The organism is Halobaculum sp. MBLA0143 (assembly GCF_041361465.1).
GTDB lineage: Archaea > Halobacteriota > Halobacteria > Halobacteriales > Haloferacaceae > JAHENP01.
The window spans coordinates 2319722-2339077 of sequence record NZ_JBGKAC010000001.1 but is presented as its reverse complement, the minus strand read 5'-3'; the positions used below and the strand labels follow the sequence as shown (position 1 = coordinate 2339077).

Sequence of the window (19356 nt, the reverse complement as noted above, 5' to 3'; positions counted from 1 at the left end):
GTCGGTGGTCTCGGCCGCCACAACCCCTAAACGCCGCCACGCCACAGTGTAAGTATGGCACTGCTCCCGTTCGGCGTGGCGCGACTCGACGACGTGCTCGGCGGCGGCGCGCCGCCCGGCAACAGCGTGTTGGTCGCGGGCGAGTCCGGCGCCGGTGGTCGGGAGTTCGCGTACACGAGCGCGGCGATGAACGCGCTCGCGCTGTCGGACCCGGAGCTGTTCGACCTCTACTACGGGGAGCTAGACGAGGGGACCGAGCGGCCGGAGGCGGTCCACTACCTCTCGTTGTCGGCCGGCGAGGGGTACGTGGAACGGGAGCTCCGGTACGTGATGGACGACGAGATCGTAGACGCCGCGATCGACGAGATCCAGTTCCAGGACTTCTCCGAGGAGTACTTCCAGCTGTCCAGCATCCCTCGGGAGTGGTACGTCGGCGAGGCCACCTCGCTGCGGGACCTCTCGGGCGGGGAGAATCGTGAGGAGGTGTTGAGCGCCGTCGGGGAGTACCTCTCGGACAACGCCCAGGGGAACGTGGTCGTGTTGGACTCGCTGACGGAGCTCGTGGACGCCGCCGGCGGCGAGATCGAGTGGGACGACGTGGCGATGCTGGCCCGCGGGCTGGGGAAGGCCGCCCACTCGTGGGGCTGTCTCCTCCTCGCGATCGTCAACGTCGAGACGCTGACGGAGATCCAGTACGGCCAGTTGATGGACGCCAGCGGCGGCACCCTGGAGTTCCGGTGGGAGTCCGGCGGCTCACAGCGCGCCCGGACGATGGTGGTCCGGGAGTTCCGGGGTGTGCTCTCCCAGCTAGAGTCGGAGAACATCGTCCAGTTCGAGACGGAGATCCACGACGGCGGACTGGACATCAGCGACGTGCGGAAGATCAGGTGAACCGCAGGGTTACTTAGGTCGCCGTCACGAAGCCAGTACGACCGATGGACGGAGAGGAGGCCGTCGAGTTGCCGGAGCCGTTGCGTGAGTGGGTAACCGCGCGCGCCGCCGAGACCGGCCGCAGCCCGTCGGAGGTGCTCGCGCGAGCAGCTGCCGCGTACCGCCTGCTCGACGAACACGAGACGCTCCTCCCGCAGCCGGACGCCGAGGAGCTGTCGACGCTGGAGTCGCGCGTCGCCGACCTGGAGACGGAGGTGGACGAGAAGATCCAGGACGTGCGCGAACGGGTGATCCAGGTGAAACGCGAGGCCGACGAGAAGGCGTCGGCGGACCACGACCACCCGGAGCTCCGCACGGAGATGGAGGCGGTCGCCTCGGAGGCGAACTCGGCCACCGACTCCGCGGAGGCGGCGCTCGCGGAGACGGAGTCGGTCCGCGAGACCGTCGAGGCGCTGGAAGCCAGCGTCGACGGCGGGTTCGACAACTACGAGAGTATCCTCCGCGGGCTGAAGGAGGGGACCGACGACGTACGCTCCCGCACGGACCGGCTCGTCTCCGCGATCACCCGGCTGCGCGACCGGCTGGCGGAGTTGGAGGCGGCAGACGACCGTCGGGCGGCCGCCGAGACGCTCCAACACGAGGCCACCCAGAAGGGGGTGACCGACGCCGTCTGTGGCACCTGCGAGTCGACCGTCTACCTCGGCCTGCTGGCGGACGCCCGCTGTCCCCACTGCGAGGCGCCGTACGAGGGGGTCGACACGGACACGGGGTTCTTCCGACCCGCGCGGCTCGTCGTCGCCGACCGCCCGGCGTTGGAGGAGTCGCGCGACGCCGTCGAGCGGTCGGCGGACGGTCCGACGGACCACACCGACCCCGGGGCTGCGGCCCGCCGCGAGGTCGGCAACGACGACCCCGCGGAGCCGGCGGACGTGGAGACGTTGTTCTCCGACCCGGCCGAAGACGGGGTGAACGACCGTGACTGACGACGACCCGGGCGGCGACCCGCCCGACGACCACGACGCGGACGACGACCGTGACTCCGGAGACGCGCCGTTGTCCGACCTCGCGGACGAGATCGGCGCCGGCGGTCTCGACGACCCAGACGAGCCCGACGTCGACGACACAGACGAGCCAGCCGACGGGGAGGGGTTCGACTCCGACGACGTCGAGGTCGACTTCGGCGACGCGAGCCAGGAGACTTCGGACGACGACGCGCAGTCGAGCGACTCGTCCGGTGATCTGCTGGACGAGATCCCGGACGACACCTACTCCGGCAGTCACGCCGACGACCCCGAAGAGTCGTCCGACGAGACCGTAGAGACGGCAGCCGACGAGACCGCGGAGACGACAGCCGACGACGCCGGGGCGGACGTGCCGTTGTCGGAGCTCGCGGCGGAGGTGGCGGGCGACGCCGACGCCGTCGACCCGGAGGAGTCACCGTTCGAGACGGTCGAAACGGCGGACATCGACCCGGAGGAGGCGTGGGAGCGGTTGGAGACCGACGAGGGGTTCCAACAGCCGGACTCGGAGTCGGCCGCAGAGCCCGTGGAGGAGACGGCGACGGACGCGCCGGAACACGTCGTCGACAAGCGACAGTACTGCCAGCAGTGTCCGTACCTCTCGTCGCCACCGGAGCTGTCGTGTGGCCACGAGGGGACGGAGATCGTGGAGGTGCGCGACAGCGACCACTTCCGGGTGCGGAGCTGTCCGATGATCGGCGAAGACGGGCCGAACTTCGACGCCGCAGGAGACTCTTGAGTCGGTCGGGGACCGCTAGAGACGAGTCGGTCGGAGACCGCTGGAGACGAGTCGGTCGGAGACCGCTGGAGACGAGTCGGTCGGGGACCGCTAGAGACGAGTCGGTCGGGGACCGCTAGAGACGAGTCGGTCGGAGACCGCTAGAGACGAGTTGGCCGAAGATTGCTACCCACGAGTCGGTCGAGGACCGCACCCTCGAGCCGGACGACACCGTCGCCAGAGTAGCGACTACGGTGTCGTCGAGACCGCGAGGCCGTGGGAGAGGAGACCGCGTAGGGTCGCGTCGCCCCGAACAGACGCGACCGTTCGTGTGGTGGTAGTCTGAACACGCGGCGTCACACCGCCGCGTCGCCCCAGTCGAGACCGCCGAGGTCGCTCGGTGTCGGCTCAGCCGGCGATACGGGCGACGAGTTCGTCGACGCCGTGATCGCCTAGCTTGCTGTCGTACTCGTCGGTGAGGTGGAGCCGTTGGCGCGGGCGGCCCATCTCCACGGGTACCTTCTCCGTCGTGATGACGTCCATGTCCTCCAGTTCGCCCTTCCGGCGGGAGAAGGTGGCCTTCGACGCCAGGCCGACGGACTCCCCCCAGCGGCTGAGGTCGTAGTGGAGCGTCCCGTTGGCGGCGGCGACGACGACGGCGGCCGTCACCGGCTCGAAGTCGCCGGGGTCGCGCTGCGTCGCGGCGCGCGCGAGACTCTGGTCGAAGTCCTCCTTGAGCCCCGACCCCAGGTCGGACGCCATCGTGTCGCGGATGCGCTCCAGCGCCGGCGTCCGCAGCGAGAACGGCTCGCCGCCCTCCCAGGCGCTCGCGACCGACTCGCCGGCCTGTTCTGCGAACGAGCCACGCGTGGCGACGACTGCGGCACCGGTGCCGTCCAACAGGAGCGGCACGTGGACACGTTCTTCCCCGACGATCAGGGGCGTGTCGCCGGTCGGCTCCCGTTCGCGGACGGCCAGCCGGTCGGCCTCGACGAGGTTCGCGGCGCGTGCAGCCCCCAAGAAGCTCTGACGCAGGCTCACGAGGGTCTCTCGACGGCCCAACAGCCGCAGCTCCGGCAGCTCTGCCGGGTCGAACTCGGTGGCTGCCTCGGTCAGTGACGCGATGTACGGCCACGGCAGGTCGACGAGGTGGTACACCGACGACGGTGCCGCCTCCGAGAGGAACTCCCGGAGCACCGCTGTAGGATCGCTTCCCTGAAGCTCCGCTTCCAGTTCGGTCGACATGTTATGTCACACTAATGATTGCCTGCCAACTTAATCCTATCGAACCCACCCGAAAAACCCTACGTCCGCGTGTAGCCTCCTCTCGCGGGGAGATCGATTTCACCGTAGACAGGTTTAATGGTACAGATTCACAACGAACCGGTATGCCGCTCGCGCGTAGTGCACGGTCGACACTGAAGAGCCACGCATCGCGTCTGCTCACCACACACCCACGTCTCCTCGCCGCGCTCCTGGCGCTCGTCGTACTCGTCGCGCTCCAGGGGTCCGCTGCCGCTGCCGGCGAGGTGGCGTCTGGTGGGTTTGATACTCTCGATCTGATCTGGGATGCTGGGGAAGAGGTGAGAGATAGAGTGAGTACAACGGGCGAACACACTGTCACCAACCCTGGCCCGTAACGATCACTCGATTCTCTGCGTGAGTTTGTCGGGCCAGAGCAGTTCACCGTCGAATCTTGCTGGCGAGTTCTGTGTTCTCAACATTTCGAGTAGTCCGCCAGTATCAACACTGAAAACTTTCGTCTGTCCGACCAGACGGAGAGATTCATCGCCCGTATCGAAACTAGTCTGTTGCTCTCCGCCCAACATCCCAGTGTCGACAGCCTTCCGCACAATCTCGTACTCTCCGCCCTCCGTCTCGAACACCTGCATCTCGGGCGGAACGAGCGCGTCCGACTGCATCACCCGGTGTGTGCCGTCGCCGACGACGGCGTAGTCCTTCGGCGCGATCGACTTCTGGCTGGCAATCGCCAGCGCGCGGGAGACGGTGTACCCCAGGGTCATCAGCCCGGCGAAGGTGGAGCCCACCTCGAAGGCGTCGTCGTCGAGGACGGACTCGAAGGTGACGCCGCCGACGACGGAGCCCTTCCGGACGAGCGCCTGGCCGAACGGGTACGACCCACAGGCGTTGAGGAAGAACGTCTCCGTCCGGGACTTGTCGACGCTGTCCGGGTGGAGGTACCCCCCGGCACAGTCCAGCCCCTCCTCGTCGTGGTGACCCAGGAAGTGGACGAGGTCGTTGCGGGACCCGAACACCTGTGCCAGCTCCGGCGCCGAGAGGTTCTCCTCGACGGTCACGTCCACGTTGAGCGCCTCCTCCCGACGGGCGTAGTGGGCGACGGACGCCTGCCGTTCGTCGTGGAGTCCGGGCCCGTCCGGCCGCAGCAGACGGCTCATCATCTCCGTGTCGTTGACGACCGCCGTGACGGACAGCGCGTCGTCCGGTTCGTCGAGGTACTGGTCGCGGTTGGCGTACGCCGCCGGCAGCGCCTTGTACGCGCCGACTGGCACCCCCTCCGCGAGCCAGCCGTGGGTGCGTCCGGGCCCCTCGTTCGGGTCGACCAAGTCCACGTTCGACACCTCGCGCCCGCCGGCCCCGGGCGTCGGGCTCTCGTTTGGACCGGTCCGTTCACCGCGGAGCCCGCCGTCCGAGCCGCCGGTCAGCGACAGCGCCATCCATTCCTTCTTGGCGAGGTCTCGCGCGTCCGGCTCCGGGAGGAACGGCAGCTCGGAGACGAGGTGCGGCAACACGGCAGCGTGTTCGTACGTCGGCTCGACGGCGACGGAGAGGTGCCACTCCGGGAACCGGTCGGTGACGGCGTCGAAGTCGACGTCGAGGTACCGGCGCACCCGGGCCGCCAACGGCGTCTCGTACAGCTCGACGGGGTCCAGCCCGAGCGTGTCGAACGTGTCCGCCACCGACAACGGACCGCCGTGTGGTCCGGCACCGCGGGCGACACAGTCGAGGTAGAAACACCGCCGCAGCAACGCGCTCGCGGCCGTGTCGACGGCGCCGTCCGCGGCGTGGTCCGACAGCGACACCCACCGCTCGGGCAGCTCCAGGGCCGGCTCCACCCCTTCGGCCACCTTGACGGAGGCGCCCAGGTAGTGGATCAACGACGCCGCCGGCACGAGCGCGTCCAACGACGGCGGCGCGTGGTACACCACCTCCGTCGACTCTCGTCCGTCGTCGACGGTCTCGGGGACGTGCGTCTCCGCCCCGAACCTGATCGACGGCGGTCGGTTGCGCTTCGTCGGCCAGGTCCGGTCCGGCGTGGTGGTCTCGACGGCGCCGTGGAGTGTCGACAACGCGGTCGCTACGCCCCCCGGCGTCTCCGGCACGACGACCGTCTCCCCCGGCGGGTCGACGTGGCTGTCGACGGCGATGCCGACCCGCGTCGGTTCCGGGAACGACACCCACAACCCCTCGGCGTTCTCCCGCCGGAGCGTCGGCGCTCCCTGCACCCGCAAGAACAACCGCACGCTCGCCTCGACACGCAGGAGGTAGTCGTCCGGCGGGAGCTCTCGCCGCCGAGCGTCCCCCCCGAACTCCGTCGGCGCCACCCGGTCGACCGGCGTGGCGACGGCGTACACGGGCGGGAACGACAGCTCCTCCGTCTCCACGCCTAGCGTCGTCGCCGGCTCCGCCGGCCCGGTGTCGACGGTCGCGAGCGCTTCTGTCACCGACGGCGCCTCCACCCCACTCGTCCACGACTCCCCGGACACCCGTACCGTGTTGTTGGCCACGTCCGTGACACGGAACCCGTTCTCGTGCTCTTCCACCCCCACGCTGTCCGTTCGGTGTATCCGCACGGTCGTTAATCCACTCGGGCAGAGAAGAAACTTCGCCCGCGTGACGCGGGTCTGACGCCCGGAAGACGGTCGTCTGACTGGTGTATTTGATCCCCGAGCCACTACTCGGGAGTGATGAACGGCGACCTGCTGGACATGGAAGAGGTGACGGTGGAACTGACGGAGTCGGAACTGGAGGAGATCGATCGTAAGGCGTTCCGTGATCACCGCGACAACAGGGCGGCGGCGATCAGAGAACTGCTAGACGAGTGGCTTGAGTCGGAGTGAGAGACCGCGTCAGTTGTCGCCGGTCTTCGACTCCCACTCGTAGTCGCGGCGCTTCGCCGAGTCGCCGAAGCCACACGACGAGCACACCTTCTTCTTGACGTGGTAGGACTTCTCGCCACACCGTCGACACTTCACGTGCGTCGTGGTGTTCTTCTTCCCCTGGGAAGGCGTCCCTGCGCCGGTCATAGATTGATCGAAACGACGTTGTCGCCACGGATAATCGTTGTGTCTTCGACTGCCTCGTCCCCGCCGCTGGCCTCGTGCGGTTCCAAGACGACGTTCATGTGCTGGTCGTAACCCGACAACAGGCCGGACCGAGCGCTCCCGTCCTTCAGTCGCACCGTCACGACAGCTTCTAACGCCTCTTCCAACACGTCGAGTGGTCGCCCGCTCATACTGGCACTGTCACTACGAGCGTAATTAAACGTACCGGAGCGGAGTCGTCTCCCGACGCGTGGGGGACGGCCGACTCACGACAGCTCTGCGGCGTCCGCCCGCGCCGCGGCCGCGACTGCCGTCGGCTCCACGGCCGCCTCGCGCCACGGCGGCAGCCGGGTGTCCGCCCCCGGCTCCCGGATGGCGTCCGCGTACGCCGCAACCTGCTCCAGCTCTCCGGCGCGGTCGAACGGCAGCCCGTTGAAGCCGGCGTCGGCGGCGTACGACCGGACGAGCGTCTCCGCCGTCTCCCGGTAGCGCGCCGACAACGTGTCGTACGTCGGCGTCACCCCGTGTTCCTCTACCGCCCGCAGCAGCGTCCCGCCGACGGACTCGCTCATCTCCGCGAGTCCGGTCGAGCCGGACACCGCACGGTGGTCGTGGGAGTAGCTCCCCAGGTCGACCTGTGCGGTTCCGTCCGACCCGACGGCGTCGTACGCGTCCGCCAGCGTCCCGACCTCCAGTCCCCACTGGCGTTGGACCCGCAGCCCTGCGGCCACCTCTCTGGTGGCGGCGAACTCCCCCGCGAGTGCGTACCGGAAGGCGTCCAGGTACGCCAGGAACGACCCGCCGTGTGCCTCCCGGAGCGTCCGGACCAACGGCGTGTAGAACAACCGGAACAGCCGGCCGTACAGCCCGTCGTCCTCGACGCGAGCGTAGTACCCCTTCGAGAACGAGAAGCCGCCGTCGGTCACCAACGGCGCCAACAGCCGCCGGACGTACGACCGGTCGTACGTCTCCGTGTCGGCGTCGTGGAGGACGATCTGCTCTGCGTCCGTCGACAGCGCCACCCCCAGCGCCAGCCACACGTCTCGCCCCTTCCCACGAGGCCCGTCCAGCCCGGCCTCCGACAGCAGCTCCGCCACCCGTGGCCCGTCACACCACACGGTCTCCAGTTCCAGGTCGAACCCGTCGAGCCACGACCGGAACTCCGGCACTGCCTCCGCGCTCGCCCGCAACGGCACCACCACTCGCCCGGGGTCCAGCGCCGCCAGTTCCGACAACACCCGTTCTGCCGCCAGCCCCGCGTACTCCCGCTCCGTCATCGGGACCACCACGGCCGCCCGATCCGCCGAGACGCTCCGGTCGGCCTCCCGCAGGTCGTGGAGCGTGGTGATCCGTTCCTGAACGTACTCCATCGTCTCCTGTCAGGGTCTCGGTGGGAATAACTCCCGCGTCTGCCCGCCGCCACGAGTGGAAACACACTCGGGGCCGGACGCCGGAGCCGGTCGTGTGCCAGGCGACGACCCCGACACCGACCGCGACGCCACCGTCGTCCCCGACGACACAGACGTTGCCTCCGACGACACAGATGCGGTGTCCGACAGCGTAGACGCCGTCTCCGCCGACCGTCGCCGCGAGATCATCCGGGCCACCGCCGACGAGATCCGCGGCGACTCCTCGGAGTCCAGACAGGTCGCCGCGATCCTCTACCGCGTGTCGGACCTGTACGACCCCGACGAGGACACCTCTCCCGAAGAGATCTACCTGAACGTCCGGAACATCGTACAGGTGAAGACGCAGGGTGGGCTGCGACCCGACGAGGATCAGTAGAACTTGATCCGGCCGAGGAGCCGACCGACGACCCCCTCCTCCTCACTCGCGTGGACCCGTTCGCCCTCGACGACGACTGCCGGGTCGCGTGCCTCGATGGCCGCGACGGACGGCGGCAGCCCGTCGATCCGGGCTGCCTGCCGGCAGGCGTCCGTGAACGCCTCGTACAGCGTCTCCCGGAGCTCACGCCCCTCTTCGTGTTCGCGGGTGGCGACCTGGGTGCGACGGCCGCGGGTCCGGTCGTGTTCGTAGACCCCGAGCGTGAGTCGGCCGTCGGTGCCGGCGGTCGTGAGGATCAGTTCCTGTGCCCGGCGGGGACGACGGAGCGTGATCGCGTCCGCCGGCAGTTCGTCCTTGAACTTCACGACCTTACAGCCGACTTCCCAGTGGTTCGGCACCACAGACTCCACGGGCAGGGTGACGATCCGGTCGCGGAGCGTCGGCACCTGCTCTACGGCAGCGAGCCCGGCCTCCCTCCTGTGCCGGAGTTCCACCATCGAACGTTCGTTAGTGGTACCAGAGTATCAATCGTTCGGTGAGGTCGCTGGCCGATGGCGGACCCGAACCCATTTCTGGCCGGCCCGCCTGTCTCCGACAGATGAACACACTGCTGTGGGTTCTCGCGGGCGTGTTGGTCTACTCTGCGGCCGCGACCGCGCTGTCGACGCGCGGCTACCTCCCGGACGCCGTCCGGGTCCAGGGGCCGCTGACGACGCTCCACACCACCGTCGGTCGGCGGTTCCTCGGCTGGGTCGCCGGCCCCCGACGGTTCTGGCGGGCGTGGTCGAACCTCGGTGTCGGCGTCGCGCTCGTCGTGATGGCCGGGATGTTCCTGTTCCTCCTCCGTGGGGCGGCCGTCACCCTCCAGAATCCGACCGCTACGACCGCCAACCAGCCCTCGAACTTCCTGCTCGTCCCCGGTGTCAACGACTTCCTCCCGTTGGCCGTCGCCCCGGAGATCGTCGCCGGGCTGGCGATCGCGCTCGTCGTCCACGAGGCCGGCCACGGACTGCTGTACAGAGTCGAGGGCGTCGACCTCGACTCGCTCGGGCTCGTCTTGTTCACGATCGTCCCCATCGGGGCCTTCGCCCAGCCGGTCGGCGAGGAGGGCCGACTGGACATCGACCGCGGCGCCAACAACCGCGTGTTCGCCGCCGGCGTGACCAACAACTTCGCCGTGACGATCGTCGCGTACGCACTCCTGTTCGGCCCGGTGATCGGCGCGATCACCGCCGCGCCGGGCGTCGCCGTCGCCGGCGTCTACCCCGGCACCGCCGCGAGCGACGCCGGAATCGGCCCCGGCGACCGGATCACCGCCGTCGGCGACCGGCCGATCGACGGCGCCGACGAGCTGAACGCCGCCTTAGACGACGTCGGCGACCCGTCGGTGGAGATCGGTGTGAACGGAGAGACGACGACGACGCTCGACCGCCGGGTGGTGGTGATCGGCACCTCCCCGGGTAATCCCGCCGGCTTCTCCGTCGCGGGCGACGGGGAAGCCATCACAGTGTCGGCAGTGAACGGCACGACCGTCCGGACGGAGGCGGCCTTCGAGGACGCGGCCGCTCGCCACGAACTCGCACGGCTGGAGACGAGCGCCGGTAACCTCACCGTGCCGCTCGGGGCGTACGTGCAGAGCAGTTCCGCCTCGCTCGCGGGGAGTGACGGACCGCCCGCCAACACTTCGCTCGTCGTCACCCGGCTGGACGGACGACGGATCGTCGGCGACGCGGCGCTGTCGTCGTCGTTGGCCGAGCGGTCGCCCGACGAGACGGTGTCGCTGCGGGCGTACGTCGACGGGGAGTTCCAGAACTACACCGTCACGCTCGGGGAGGGTCCACAGGGTGACGCCACGCTCGGCGGCGTCGCCCGTGGCACCTCCGGACTGGTCGTCGGCGACGTCGGCGTCCGGACGTACCCCGCCGAGAGCTACCTCGCGCTGCTGGGCGGCAGCGTCTCGCCGCCCGGCCCGTTGTCCGGGCTCGTCGACAGCGCGCTCGGGCTCGTCTTCGCCACGCTCCTGCTCCCGTTGGCGGGCGCCATCGGCATCCTCCCGTACAACTTCGCGGGGTTCTACGGCGACGTGGCCAACTTCTACGACGTGACCGGCCCCCTCGCGGCCGCGGGCGAGACGCCGGTGTTCCTGGCCGCGAACGTCTTGTTCTGGACGGCCTGGGTCAACCTCCAACTGGGGGTGTTCAACTGTATCCCCGGCTACCCACTCGACGGCGGGCGCATCCTCCGGATGGTCGTCGAGGGTGTCGTCTCCCGACTCCCGGTCGGCAACAGAGAACGGCTCGTCCGGACGGTCACCACCTCCGTCGGACTGGTGATGCTCGCGTCGCTGTTGCTCATCATGTTCGGGCCGCAGGTCCTGTCTTAGCGACCGCCGACCGGCTCAGTGGGTGACGACCGCTCACCGGCCGCCGTCCGTCTCCACGTCTGCCTCGTCTGCGTCGCCGCCCTCCTCGGGAGACGGTGGCTCCTCCCCGTGGAACTCCTCGGGGGTGGCGTCGATCCGTTCGAACGGTCCGAAGTCGCGTTCGTGGTGACGGATCACCTGTTCTGCGATCCAGGCGGAGTGGTCGTCGTCGAACTGCCAGCCCTCCGCGGCGTCGTCCACGTCGAACCGGTCGTCCGTGGCGAAGGCGACGTACACGTGGTAGAAGCCCAGAATTACGTCCGCGAACTCTCGGGCGTCGCCGCCGGAGTCGCCTCGCTTCTCCGCGAGGTGGTCCCGGCCGACGTCCGTCAGCCGGAAGTACTTCCGGTCGGGCTCGTCGTCGCGCTCGATTCGCTCTGCCCACCCTTCGTCCTCGAAGTTGTGGAGCACTGGGTAGACGGAGCCGTAGGAGGGTTCCCAGTGGCCGCCGCTGATAGACTCGATCTCCTTGAGTATCTCGTAGCCGTACCGCGGCTTCTCCTCCAGAAGCTCCAACATCAGGTACGAGATGAGCCCACGCGGCGGGCCGCTCTTCCGCATCGGTACGAGATTCACTGCCGCTCCGGCTAAGCGTTTCGGTCGCTGCGACACGAGGCGTGTTCCGGCGAACCGTGACACCACCCGCCGGTACCCCCGCCGGTGGTCGTCCGTGGCCGACGCCGGAACGGCGACACTCGCAGGCCCCACGCTCGACGGCCGCAAGCCCCGTCGGACGAGCGAGCGTCCGGGTTCCGACACGTGCGACACTGCCCGGAGTTTTATAATCGGTCCCGACTCAAGTGGCTGGTGTGTCTGGACTCTGGACGCTCACCGACAAACTCGTCGCGTCGTTAGCGTTCCTGCTCGCCACCGGCTACGCCGTCGCGCCGGTGCGGGAGCTGGTCGTGGCCGGCGTCGGCGGCCTGCTCGCCCCCCTGTCCGTCTGGCTCCCGTTCTCGGCGTTGATCGTCGTGCTCGGTGGCGCCTCCGGCGTCACGAGCGCGCTCGCCCGGGCGGTCGTCCGCGACGGCGACCGGGCCGAGCAGGCCCGCGACCGGGTCGAACAGCTCCGCGACCGGATCACCGAGGCGGACGGCGACGTGGACCCGGCGGTCCAAGAGGAGATCAGCTCGGAGATGTTCACGGCGCTCGCGGAGAATCTCCGCCCGGCGGCGTACAGCGCCGCGGTCTCCGTTCCGGCGTTCATCTGGCTGCGGTGGGCGTTCGCGGCCCCGGCGGCCGCCGTCGCCCCCGCCGCGGTGGTTCTGCCGGTCGTCGGCACCGTCGCCTGGTCTGCGGCGGTGATCGGCCCGGTGAAACTCTGGCTCGTCTGGTACCTCGGCGCCTCGCTGTCGACCGGCGCACTCGCACGCCGCGGGCTCGCCCGGCTGGGCCTGAGCTAAGACTCCCGGCGCAGCCGTTCGACGACGAACTCCCGTTCGAGCTCTCCCAGGAACTCACCCAGCCGCGGCCCCTGTGTGTCGTCGAAGAACAGCCGGTAGCCCGCCTGGAAGAACTCGCCGACGTCCACGTCGTGGCGCTTGGCCGCCTCGTACACCTCGCCTTGAATCGCCTCGCCGTCGTGGCCCTCGGCGACGAAGTCGGCGAGATCGCCCAACGCCGCGACGGTGGCGTCGTCGAACTCGTGGGCCGGGAGGTCCCGTTGGAGCCGGTAGTTGTAGGCGTTGTCCGTCCGCTCGGCCCACCGCCGGGCGCGTTCCACCCGTTCGAGCGCCGCCTCGATCGCCCACTCCGGGGTGTCCTCCTCGAAGTGGCCCTCGTCGCGGGCCATCTGCACCCGGAACTCCCGGTCGTCCACCATCCCGAGCACGGCCGCGAAGGTGTACGGCAGTCGGACCCGGTCTGGCCGCACCTCGTCGACGAGCAACGGGTACGCCCGGTCCGCCAGCGCCTCCAACTCCTCGGGCCCGTCCTCCTCGTCGAAGTAGAGCCGTTCGAACCGGTCGAACTCGTCGACCAGTTGGTCCAGCCGGCTCACGTCGAAGTCCTTCGCCCGTCCGGGGTTCCGGAGGAAGAAGTACTTGACCACCTCCGGCCCGATCAGGTCCAGCACCTCCCGGACGGTGACGACGTGGCCGGACGACGACGACAGCGCCTCCCCGTCCAGCGTGAACCACTCGTAGACGAACGGGACGGGCGGCTCTGCGTCGAACACGCGACGGACGATCTCCTCGCCGGAGGGCCACGACCCTTCGGCGTGGTCCTTCCCGAACGGCTCGAAGTCGACGCCCAGCGTCTCCCACTGTGCCGGCCACTCGAACCGCCAGGGGAGCTTCCCGTCGCGCAGCGACACCCGGCCCTCCGCGCCACAGCCGTCGATCTGGTCGCCGCCGGCTTCCATCCCGCTGCAGGCGAACGCGACGGTCCGGTCGTCCGAGTTCACGTCGGACACGTCCGTCGTCAGCCGGTCACACTCCGGGCACTGCGCCATGAACGGCACGTCGTCGGCCGTCGCCGACGCCTGGAACTCCGACAACACCGCGGCGGCGTCGTCGTCCGACAACACGGTGTCGACGGCGTCGTCGAACCGCCCGGACTCGTACAGTTCCGTGTTCGACTCGAAGACGACGGGGACGCCGATGGCGTCGGCGCTGTCCCGCAGGAGCGCCGTGAAGTGGTCGCCGTACGAGTCGTGACAGTCGCCGAACGGGTCCGGCACGTCCGTGTACGGTACGCCGAGGTTGCGCCCGAGCGCGCCGCCGTCGACGGCTCCCAGCCCGACGATCTCCCAGTCTTCGGTGGCGAGGTTCCGGGGCACCTTCCGGAGGCCGTCGCGGTCGTCGCTCGTGAACACCTGTTCGACCGCGTACCCGCGCTCGCGGAGCACCTCGGCGACGAAGTACCCCCGGAGGATCTCGTTGAAGTGACCGAGGTGGGGGATCCCAGACGGGGAGACGCCGCCCTTGATCACGATCGGTTCGTCGGGGTCGCGCGCCAGAATCTCGTCGGCGACGGCGTCGGCCCAGAACACGTGGTGGTCCGTCTCGCCACCCTCCGGTTCGTCTGCGTCGACCCCGGGCGAGAGGTCGGTCTCGGCGGTCGCGTCCGCGGCGTCGTCGGCCGCGTTCGCCTCGTGGCTGCTCATACTCCGACCGACGGTCCCCTCGGGGGTGTGTGTGTCGGTCCGGCCTCAGTGCGCCCAGTACGACGGCTCCGCCCCGCCCTCCGGGACGACGTCGGTGCCGGTGTGCTCGCCCGTGAGGACGGCGTCGGCGACGGCGTCGGGATCGGTCCCGTCCAAGACGACCGTCCGCATTCCGGCGCGTTCGATCAGCTTGGCGGCGAACAGGTCCACCGGGGCGGAGGCGCCGGCGTCGCGGCTCATCGGCGCGATACGGTCGACGAGTTCGGACGGCGACAGCCGGTCGGACTTCGTCGCGTCCGGGTCGGCGGCCGGGTCGGCGTCGTACACGCCGTCGGCGCCGGTGCCGTACACGAGCAGGTCCGCGCCGACGGACTCCGCGAGCACGGCCGCGACGGCGTCCGTCGTCTGGCCGGGGGTCACCCCGCCCATCACCACCGTCTCACCGCGCCCGAGCGCCGCCTCGGCCGTCTCGTAGTCCGCCGCCAGCGTCGGGTCGGCGACCTCCCCGAAGCCGGCCCGCAGCAGTCTGGCGTTCACCCGAGTCACGTCGATTCCCAAGCGGTCGAGCGCCACCTCGTTGGCGCCCATCTCTCTGCCCGTCTCGATGTACTCCCGGGCCACGCCGCCGCCGCCGACGACCACACCCACGTCACAGCCGTCGCGGACGAGCCGTTCGACCGCCGCCGCGTGGCTGGCCACCCGCTCGCCGTCCAGTTCCGGCGCGAGCACACTCCCCCCGAGCGACAGTACGACTCTCATCGCTCCCGTCTACCGTCGATCCACTCTTAAGATTCCCGAAGCGACACCGGCCGACTACACAGGACTTTTGTATCCTTGAATGTACAGACATGTACACTGATGGCGTGTTCCACAGAGCAGCGTGCGGAGCCCGACCGCGCCTACGAGATCGACGGCGTCGCCTTCCTCGGACGGACGTTCGACGAGTACAGCCGACTGTTCGGGCTGGAGCCGTCGCAGCTGTCCGGCGCGCGGGTGCTCGACTGCCCCGGCGGGGCCAGCGGGTTCACGGCCGGTGCGGTCGCGCGCGGCGCGGACGCGTACGCAGTCGATCCGGTGTACGGTGCCGACACCGAGACGGTCGCGGCCCGGGGCCGCCGTGACCTTCGCCGGGCGGTCGCGGCCCTGGACGGCGTGGAGGACCTGTACGTGTGGGAGACGTACGACGGAACCGACGACCTGGCGAGCCACCGGTGGAGCGCGCTCGGCCGATTCCTCGCCGACTACGATGACAACCCCGGCCGGTATCTCCCGGCGGCACTCCCGAACCTCCCGTTCCCGGACGACAGCTTCGACCTGGTCTGTTGTTCTCACCTCCTGTGTCTGTACGCCGGGGAGTTCGACCACGGGTTCCACGTCGCCGCGATCAGGGAGCTGTGCCGGGTCGCCCGCGGCGAGGTACGGGTGTTCCCGCTCGTCGACTTCTCCACGCACCGGTACGAGGGGTTGGACGACCTCCTGCTCGAACTGGAACGGGCCGGCCACGACCCTGAGATTCGGTCTGTCGACTTCGAGTTCCAACGCGGCGCCGACGAGTGTCTCGTCGTCGACGTCGCACGTAAGGGCTAACAGCCTCCCGCGCCGTTGTCGTGGTGTGCAGACCCTGAGTGTCGTCGGCGCCGAGCCGGATCTCGCCGCCGTCGCCGAGCGACTGGACGGCCGGACGGCGACGGTCGTCGCCGGCGAGGTCCCCGCCCCCGAGACGGGGGCCGTGACGGTGACGCTCTCGCCGGACGGCGACCGCCAGACCCGCGCGACGGACGACAGTTTCTCGGCCGTCCTGGACCGCCTCGCGCCGGAGTACGACCACGCGCTCGTCGCCGGCTTCTCTCGACTCCGGCTCCCGACGGTCGTCGTCGGCGACCGCGAGGTCCCGGGTCGAGTCGTCCGGCGCGTCGAGGCGGCCGGGGAGCTGTCCGCGGCGGAACTCGCCGAGACCGTCCGGTCGGTCGAGCCGTACGTCACGTTGGCGTCGTTGGTCGCCCGGGCGAAGGACGCCGAGGGGACAGACCGCTCGGGGGCGCTGGCGACGTTCACCGGACGGGTCCGGGCGAAGGACGGCCCGGACGACGACCGCACCACACACCTCGCGTTCGAGCGGTACGACGAGGTCGCAGAGCGCCGCCTCGCCGAGATCGAGGCGGAGCTGGCGGCCCGCGACGGAGTGTTCGGCGTGTGGACGCACCACCGTGTCGGCGTGATCCCGGACGGTGAAGACATCGTGTTCGTCGTCGTCCTCGCCGGCCACCGGGAGGAGGCGTTCGAGACCGTCTCCGACGGGATCGACCGGCTGAAGTCCGAGGTGCCCATCTTCAAGAAGGAGACCACCGTCTCGGACGAGTTCTGGACTCACGAGCACGAGTGAGTTGTCACAACACGTGTACGAGCGAACACGGCGTCGGGCACGCCCGGTCGTGTCGCGCGCCGCGGAACACGACTCGGCCGAAGCCGATTGTTTTCTCACTCCCGGGGGTGAACACTGTCTGACGGCCGACCACAACGATCCAGAGAAAGAAACAACGAGAGACAGTTGTAAAACGTCTCGACGGCTCTCGCACGTCGATAAACTGTTCGGTTTTCACCATTTTGGGCGACAAACCGGCCGAACAGAACCGAACGTCGCCGAACGTTCTGGGATTTATAACACCCTCTGGGGTGTAGCCGGGAGTGAAGCCCATGAGCACTACGGCAGACCCCTCCACCGCCGAGACGGACGACTCCTCCAAGGAGACCCAGCTGAAGCAGTACCTCCTCGACCGTGTCGAGGACGGTGAACTGTACTTCAAGAGCAAGTTCATCGCAGACGACGTCGGTCTCTCCCCGAAAGAGATCGGCGCCCTGATGGTGAAGCTCAGCGAATCCGCGACGGAACTCACCGTCGAGAAGTGGTCGTACACGGGTGCGACAACCTGGCGAATCGAGCCGGCCGAGGCGTAGCGGCGACAGCACGGTCCCCGCGGTCTCCCGTCGCAGTTCGGCCTCGTGCGAGGACTTTTGATCGTCCGTAGCCAAAGAAGTACGATGAGTGCCGCGGACCCAGAGTCGGCCCCCCGCCCGCCGGAGTTGGACGACGTGTTCCACCTGACACAGATCCGGAGCGACGGCAAACGGATCGTCTACTACGGCGTCTCCGAGGTGTCCGAGCGGGAACTACTCGAACGGCTGTGGGAGCCGTTCAGGGAACTCGGCTACGACGTACAGACCACCGACACGGGCACGGGCCGGGACGTGATCGTCGCCCGCGAGTACTCCACCGGAGTCCAGGGCGTCCCGTGGGTCAACATCGGGCTGTTCTTCGCCACGATACTCAGCACGCTGCTCGTCGGCGCCGTGGGGTGGTACTACATCCCCGTGTCGGAGCTGACGAGCAACCCTCTGGCGGCGTTGGAGGCGTGGCCGTTCACCGCCGCCGTCCTGGGGGTGTTGATGACACACGAACTCGGCCACTACGTGATGGGACGGTACCACGGCGTCGACGTGTCGCTCCCGTACGTCATCCCCTTCTTCCTCCCGTTCGGGACGATGGGAGCGATCATTCGGATGCGCAGCCGGATGCCCGACCGAGAGGCGTTGTTCGACATCGGGGTCGCCGGCCCGTTGGCCGGGCTGGCGGCGACCGTCGTCGTCACCGCCATCGGGCTCCTGTTGGGGCCGATGGAGGTGCCGCCGGGGACGGTCTCGGCCGGCACCCAGGTGATCGTGTTCAACAATCCGCCGTTGCTCGACCTGATCGCGACCGTGCTCGGCCAGCCGACCGGGTACGACTCCGCGACACAGGTCACCCACCCGGTGATCATGGGCGGCTGGATCGGGATGTTCTTCACACTCCTGAACCTGCTGCCGGTCGGCCAACTGGACGGCGGCCACATCCTCCGAGCCATCGCCGGCCGACACCAGGAACGGATCGCCGCGCTCGTCCCGGTGGCGTTGTTCGCCGTCTCCGGGTACCTGCACTTCGTCCGTGGGCTCAGTCTCAACGAGTCCGTCGGGCTGTGGGCGTTCTGGGGCGTGTTCGCCGCGTTCATCGCCTACCGCGGCCCGGCACACCCCATCGACGACACGGAGCTGGACAGCCGCCGTGTCGCCGTCGGGCTGTTCACCTTCCTCGCCGGACTCCTCTGTTTCATGCTCGTCCCCATCGAAGTGGCGACGATCTAGCCGCCGTGGCTCCACCCTTCGTCGGCCATCGGCTCTCCGTCCAGTGTGACGCCCGACTCGGTCACCTCGCCGACGACCGTCAGGTTGACCGGCGACGCCGCTCGGGCGTCGGCCACCCCCTCGGCCGGCACGGTCACGAGGAGTTCGAAGTCCTCCCCGACGGTCGTCGCGGCCCGGAGCCGCTCGGACGGCTCCCCCGTCACTGCGGGGTGGATCGGCACGTTGTCGCCGTCGACGGCGAACCCGCAGTCGCCGGCCGCGGCCATCTGGTGGAGTGACCGCGCCAGCCCGTCGCTCACGTCCATCCCCGCGGTGGCGTGCGGAGCGAGCGCGACGCCGGCGGCCACCCGCGGCGGGAACCGGAACAGCTCGTTGCCTCGTTCGGTCTCCCCGTCGGCGAAACACGAGAGGGCGGCCGCGGTGCGGCCCAGTCGACCAGTGACACAGACGGCGTCACCGACGGTGGCTCCCGACCGCCCGAGCGGCCCCGCGTCCGTCGTCCGGCCCAGCGCCGTCGTCGCCAGGGTGAACTCCGCCGTCTCGTCTAAGTCCCCGCCGACGTACTCCGCGTCGACGCTCTCACACACCTCGCGTGCCCCCCGAAGGAACTCGCGGAGCTCGTCGGCCTCGAACCCCGGGGCGCCGTAGACGGCGACGGCCGCGACTGCCTCCGCCCCCGTCGCCGCCAGGTCCGACAGCGAGGCGCCGACCGCTCGCCAACCCGCCGTGGCACGGGTCACGCCGTCGGGGAAGTCCGTCGTCTCGTGGAGCATGTCCGTCGTCAACACGCTGCCGTCCACGACGGCGGCGTCGTCGCCGGCCGTCGGCAGCTCCGCCGCCAACAACGACAGCGCCTCGCGTTCGTCCATACTCGCGGTTCCGGAGCCGGGCGGAAACGGGTTCCGGTCGGCTCCACTCGCCCGTTCTGGACGGCA

Annotated in this window: 21 protein-coding genes; 11 read left to right on the top strand and 10 right to left on the bottom strand. The window is 69.3% G+C overall.

The features are described 5' to 3' along the window. Window positions 1-54: 54 nt before the first annotated feature. The 3 genes from RYH79_RS12115 to RYH79_RS12105 are packed head-to-tail and all read left to right on the top strand — an operon-like array spanning window position 55 to window position 2649. The gene (locus tag RYH79_RS12115) at window positions 55-891 is read left to right on the top strand and encodes an RAD55 family ATPase (RefSeq protein WP_370899467.1); all 837 of its coding nucleotides are present in this window, start codon (window positions 55-57) and stop codon (window positions 889-891) included. A 44-nt stretch (window positions 892-935) separates the two neighbouring features. After that, on the top strand, window positions 936-1874 hold the full coding sequence (locus RYH79_RS12110) for a CopG family transcriptional regulator (RefSeq protein WP_370899465.1): 939 nt from the start codon (window positions 936-938) through the stop codon (window positions 1872-1874). Beyond that, window positions 1867-2649: a DUF8135 domain-containing protein gene (locus RYH79_RS12105; protein WP_370899463.1), complete on the top strand. Its 783-nt coding sequence runs from the start codon at window positions 1867-1869 to the stop codon at window positions 2647-2649. The genes RYH79_RS12110 and RYH79_RS12105 overlap by 8 nt, the downstream gene beginning before the upstream one ends. A 387-nt stretch (window positions 2650-3036) precedes the next feature. Here the strand turns inward: RYH79_RS12105 and RYH79_RS12100 are convergent, their stop codons facing one another. Both RYH79_RS12100 and RYH79_RS12095 read right to left on the bottom strand, forming a co-directional pair. After that, complete coding sequence (locus RYH79_RS12100) at window positions 3037-3873, bottom strand: transcriptional regulator TbsP domain-containing protein (protein WP_370899461.1); 837 nt, start codon at window positions 3871-3873, stop codon at window positions 3037-3039. 398 nt (window positions 3874-4271) lie between these two features. Beyond that, the gene (locus RYH79_RS12095; protein WP_370899459.1) at window positions 4272-6461 is read right to left on the bottom strand and encodes a hypothetical protein; all 2190 of its coding nucleotides are present in this window, start codon (window positions 6459-6461) and stop codon (window positions 4272-4274) included. Window positions 6462-6575: 114 nt separating this feature from the next. On the opposite strand from RYH79_RS12095, the gene RYH79_RS12090 reads away from it, so the two are divergent. Next, window positions 6576-6728: a ribbon-helix-helix protein, CopG family gene (locus RYH79_RS12090; protein WP_370899457.1), complete on the top strand. Its 153-nt coding sequence runs from the start codon at window positions 6576-6578 to the stop codon at window positions 6726-6728. 9 nt (window positions 6729-6737) lie between these two features. On the opposite strand, the gene RYH79_RS12085 is transcribed toward RYH79_RS12090, so the two are convergent. From RYH79_RS12085 to RYH79_RS12075, 3 genes are all read right to left on the bottom strand, one after another. Next, window positions 6738-6914 carry a 50S ribosomal protein L37e gene (locus RYH79_RS12085; protein WP_370899455.1) on the bottom strand — a complete coding sequence of 59 codons (177 nt, stop codon included), beginning with the start codon at window positions 6912-6914 and terminating at the stop codon, window positions 6738-6740. Further along, window positions 6911-7123, bottom strand: a complete 213-nt coding sequence (locus RYH79_RS12080) for an LSM domain-containing protein (protein WP_370899453.1) — start codon at window positions 7121-7123, stop codon at window positions 6911-6913. The genes RYH79_RS12085 and RYH79_RS12080 overlap by 4 nt, the downstream gene beginning before the upstream one ends. A 75-nt stretch (window positions 7124-7198) precedes the next feature. Next, window positions 7199-8302, bottom strand: coding sequence for a glycosyltransferase family protein (locus tag RYH79_RS12075; protein ID WP_370899451.1), 1104 nt, complete (start codon window positions 8300-8302; stop codon window positions 7199-7201). 94 nt (window positions 8303-8396) lie between these two features. Here RYH79_RS12075 and RYH79_RS12070 point away from each other — a divergent pair, with 94 nt between their 5' ends. Continuing rightward, a complete protein-coding gene (locus RYH79_RS12070; protein WP_370899449.1) occupies window positions 8397-8717 on the top strand; it encodes a DUF7976 family protein in 321 nt (106 codons plus the stop codon). Here RYH79_RS12070 and RYH79_RS12065 read toward each other — a convergent pair. Beyond that, window positions 8711-9214, bottom strand: coding sequence for a hypothetical protein (locus tag RYH79_RS12065; RefSeq protein WP_370899447.1), 504 nt, complete (start codon window positions 9212-9214; stop codon window positions 8711-8713). The genes RYH79_RS12070 and RYH79_RS12065 overlap by 7 nt on opposite strands. Window positions 9215-9315: 101 nt before the next feature. Between RYH79_RS12065 and RYH79_RS12060 the strand changes: the two genes are divergently transcribed. Further along, the gene (locus RYH79_RS12060; protein WP_370899445.1) at window positions 9316-11100 is read left to right on the top strand and encodes a site-2 protease family protein; all 1785 of its coding nucleotides are present in this window, start codon (window positions 9316-9318) and stop codon (window positions 11098-11100) included. 33 nt (window positions 11101-11133) lie between these two features. Here the strand turns inward: RYH79_RS12060 and RYH79_RS12055 are convergent, their stop codons facing one another. Next, a complete protein-coding gene (locus RYH79_RS12055; protein ID WP_370899443.1) occupies window positions 11134-11700 on the bottom strand; it encodes a PadR family transcriptional regulator in 567 nt (188 codons plus the stop codon). A gap of 248 nt (window positions 11701-11948) precedes the next feature. On the opposite strand from RYH79_RS12055, the gene RYH79_RS12050 reads away from it, so the two are divergent. Then, entirely contained in the window at window positions 11949-12542 is a 594-nt protein-coding gene (locus tag RYH79_RS12050) for an EMC3/TMCO1 family protein (protein ID WP_370899441.1), read from the top strand. Here RYH79_RS12050 and lysS read toward each other — a convergent pair. After that, window positions 12539-14245 (bottom strand): lysine--tRNA ligase, encoded by a 1707-nt coding sequence (gene lysS / locus RYH79_RS12045; protein ID WP_370899439.1) that lies wholly within the window; start codon window positions 14243-14245, stop codon window positions 12539-12541. The genes RYH79_RS12050 and lysS overlap by 4 nt on opposite strands. A 45-nt stretch (window positions 14246-14290) precedes the next feature. Then, window positions 14291-15004: a UMP kinase gene (gene pyrH, locus RYH79_RS12040; protein WP_370899437.1), complete on the bottom strand. Its 714-nt coding sequence runs from the start codon at window positions 15002-15004 to the stop codon at window positions 14291-14293. A gap of 99 nt (window positions 15005-15103) precedes the next feature. Between pyrH and RYH79_RS12035 the strand changes: the two genes are divergently transcribed. From RYH79_RS12035 to RYH79_RS12020, 4 genes are all read left to right on the top strand, one after another. Then, complete coding sequence (locus RYH79_RS12035; RefSeq protein WP_370899435.1) at window positions 15104-15832, top strand: class I SAM-dependent methyltransferase; 729 nt, start codon at window positions 15104-15106, stop codon at window positions 15830-15832. A 25-nt stretch (window positions 15833-15857) separates the two neighbouring features. Beyond that, window positions 15858-16628, top strand: a complete 771-nt coding sequence (locus RYH79_RS12030; protein WP_370899433.1) for a molybdopterin synthase — start codon at window positions 15858-15860, stop codon at window positions 16626-16628. Window positions 16629-16939: 311 nt separating this feature from the next. Further along, window positions 16940-17200, top strand: coding sequence for a DUF7123 family protein (locus RYH79_RS12025; RefSeq protein WP_370899431.1), 261 nt, complete (start codon window positions 16940-16942; stop codon window positions 17198-17200). An 84-nt stretch (window positions 17201-17284) separates the two neighbouring features. After that, on the top strand, window positions 17285-18421 hold the full coding sequence (locus RYH79_RS12020; RefSeq protein ID WP_370899429.1) for a site-2 protease family protein: 1137 nt from the start codon (window positions 17285-17287) through the stop codon (window positions 18419-18421). On the opposite strand, the gene thiL is transcribed toward RYH79_RS12020, so the two are convergent. Continuing rightward, the gene (gene thiL, locus RYH79_RS12015; protein ID WP_370899427.1) at window positions 18418-19290 is read right to left on the bottom strand and encodes a thiamine-phosphate kinase; all 873 of its coding nucleotides are present in this window, start codon (window positions 19288-19290) and stop codon (window positions 18418-18420) included. The genes RYH79_RS12020 and thiL overlap by 4 nt on opposite strands. Window positions 19291-19356: the final 66 nt, after the last annotated feature.